This window comes from Marinobacterium profundum, from assembly GCF_001528745.1.
Taxonomy (GTDB): Bacteria; Pseudomonadota; Gammaproteobacteria; order Pseudomonadales; family Balneatricaceae; genus Marinobacterium_A; species Marinobacterium_A profundum.
Genome location: NZ_BCNS01000182.1, coordinates 1 through 3310, shown reverse-complemented (window position 1 = coordinate 3310; position 3310 = coordinate 1). Strand labels below are relative to the sequence as shown.

Below are 3310 nucleotides of genomic sequence, written 5' to 3'. Positions count from 1 at the left end.
GGTGATAGCGTCAGCGCTCTGGAAGTACTTGGAGTCACAAACGGTAGCTTGTCCAAAGGTAACAAGCTATTACAGGAACTGAAAACAGCTTCAATTAAGTGTCGAGGTCGGGTTACTGTGCAGAGCGTACCTTCAGCGAATGGGGGGGCGCTGGATAAGCAAAAGGCAAGTTTTGACCCCAGGCACCCGGACCCCAGGCACCCGTTCATGAATCACTGACTTTTCCCCTTTGTGTCATGTCGACGACAATAACATCTATTGCTTCAACTCCAGGGTATTGGCCAGCGATACTTTGCCAATAATTTTTTAAGGCGCTGGATAGGTCGCTCAAACCAACACTTAGGCCATTAATCCTCCACCGTTTTTCTGGACCTAATCTTTGAGAGGCAAGTAACATCACACCACATCCTGCTGTTTCCTCTCGGAGATAATCGCCCGCCAACTGGTTTCGTAACCGCTCGCATAGTTTTGGGCCGCTCCACTTCTTGTCAAGCAGTTTTAGTTCGATTGGCACTGGTGAATGTACCTTTGTGTTCTGCATCCAAATATCCATGCGCTGGCTATTTGACAGCTCCGGTTCCTGTGCGGTGGTGTATTGTTCACGACACTGCTGATTGAGCCAACCAGCTATCAGTGTACGCATCTCGGTTTCGCCACCAGCGCGTTGCCAAGTCTGCCAAGGGCTGTCGTTTCCTCGCTCCAACCAGTTCTTCAGATCCAGTAGGCGATGCACCGTGAGGTCGAAGAGCTGACGATGCGTTCTGGGTGTGATTATCTGCCCCCGACTAAACGCACTAACCTGTTCGGCAGTCCAGGGGTCCAGATCACTATCCTCTTCGGCTCGCTTGTAGGCCCGCTTAGCCATCCAAACACGATAGTCGGGATTGGGGTGCTCATGAACGAGTTCCTTGATGACTGTATAACTCTCTTTTCCAGGAATTTCTGATAGAAGGTTAAATAGCCTGTTACGTGCATCCTGTGCGTCATCGCGTAGGTCTGGAGAATAGATGCCGCTACCTGCACGATTATTGTCCTCTTGTGCCCGAATATAGCTGTGCATCAGGACATATAGTGATTTCAGATGCTCTGTTGTTCGGAAATGACCAATAGAAAGCCCTCGCTCACTTAAATGCTTGTCACCCATCAGAGCTGTGATAAAGGTCTGGGCGGCATGTACCGCCAAATTCTCATCGAGACTTAATAGCCACTGTTGGACTTCAGGGATGCCATTGACCGGATCGCAATCGACGCGAAGCGCGTACCACCAGGGAACGCTTTCCGGGTCGTTGGTCTGCGCTATCTGTAGGCTAGCCAGCACCGCTAGCCTATCAGGGTCGGTTCCGCTATTCACCAATATATGAATGCAATAATCTCGGTTGGTATTGATGCGTGTGGGGTTAGTCTCCATCCACTCCAGTATTACTGGAGCAATGGACGCATGGAGCCAAGGCGAATGGTAGGCCAGATCGTGTAGAATATAGCGCATCGACTTGTCCGAGCCAGTGTTATCAAGCTCCCAACGTAATTCCTTAATCACGGTTTCACCGACTAAGGTTGGAAATGTCTGATACATACGCTCGAACCAACCAGGAAATCCATTAAGTTCCCAAGTGATATAGCGCAAAGCATGGCGTACCTGAGACTCGCTCAGATGGCGAGGAAAGTCGGAGCTCTCAGTTGCCTCTATCTCAAGTCCGGCCATAGCGAATATCAATGACCATGGTGTGGAGTTATCTCTATAAACCCCTTCAGATTGCAGAGTCGGGTTATAATACCTCCAATAATTGATAGCAGCATTGCGGTAAGCATGAGCGACGGCGTCACCGAACTCTGGTATAAGCCCCCTCCAGTCCGAAAAGGCATAGCGCTCCGTCGATAGAGGACGATCTATAAGCTCCTGCATCAACCAATAGATATCGTTGGAAAGTATATTCGGCTCTAAGTTCGCGGGGCTGCATATCCGTTCAGGATCCGCACGTAACTCTGCTATCCATGTATCACGATCCTGCTTTTCTCGCTCTTCCCTCTCATTTTGTTGCCGTAAAAATTCCTCATGCTCTTCGTCGCGTTCTAGCGCTGCCTCTGACACCGGCGGATTTAACAGAATATCCAACCGCTGTAGCAAGACGGCCTCGCTAGTCGTGACTTCTTGCAGGCTACTCAGAATGTTTGCTGGCCTGCCTGCTTGCGTATAGACGCGAAACGCGGTGCTAAGAGCTACTAACCTATCATCTTGAAGCCTGCGAGAACGGATGTAGTCGAGCAATCTTGATATGCTATCCGTGTCGAAGCACCAAAAATGTTCGAGCCAAGCAACAGACCAGTCATCGGTCATCGGTTCTCTTGATCTTGCAGCGTTATAGGTTCTTGCTTGTTCGATGCTAGCCCAGTAAAGGGCATCATTAAGTTCAGGCCAATGGGGAACGAGCATCTGCAAATTTCCTTTATGCTCGCTGAAATAGGCTTCCCTCCAAAAACGTAATGCTGGAACCATCAACACAATAGATAGGGCCGTCACTTCTAACGCCACGGCGCTTCGTGCTTCAACCAGCCTTTCCACTGCATGGGTAGCGGGACTTAGTAACCATGCGTACTCCTCCGAAACATGGCACTTTCCTCGCCCTACATAGGGCGGCCTCTCGAGGTAGCCATGTAGCCCGAAAATTAGCTGGGCGATGACCTGTTGTTCATCGATAATAGGTAATCGTTTTACAAATTCATGTAGCGAACGATTTAGACCAGTAGCCTTGTATCGTTCGTAAGGTGGCAGTTTATCCAGCGAGGTGATCAGTTGGACGACGCTATTACTGTTTGGAGCTGCATTATCAACCAGCTCAGCGAGCAATTCGCGCGGAATATAAACCTCGCCTTCGTTAATCTGTTGCCACAAGCTATTTTTCTGTCCGAAAGAACCACAAGTCATTACTGCGCGGGCCGATGCCATGCGGGCATAGATACCACGCGAGTTGTCTGCGGCAATATTAACAAAAGAGGCGGTGCAACATGCCATCTCACCCTGCCAGACCAGCCTACCGAGAAAGAAAATGGCGTCGTCATTATCAACGTATTCGTTGATAAGCTGTTGCGTGTCATCCGAGAGATCTGGATTTGCGATTCGTGCAATTGCGCTGTTGTCTCTCGCAGATCGGTCGTCCTCGTCCGAAACGATCCGACGGACGATGTCAGCCAAAAGCCTTTGTCTTTCCAGCAACGGTAGTTGGGATGGATCACCACCTTCAACAGCAATTTCTGGGTGTGTTCCTAATGCCGTGCGGCGAACCTCTTCATCAAACAGAATTAGCCACGGCAA

At 49.8% G+C, this 3310-nt stretch carries 1 protein-coding gene; it reads right to left on the bottom strand.

What is annotated here, in order from left to right:
- Positions 1–205 precede the first annotated feature (205 nt).
- A partial coding sequence (locus MPRO_RS21125; RefSeq protein WP_158651910.1) for a hypothetical protein occupies positions 206–3310 on the bottom strand: 3105 nt, incomplete at its 5' end.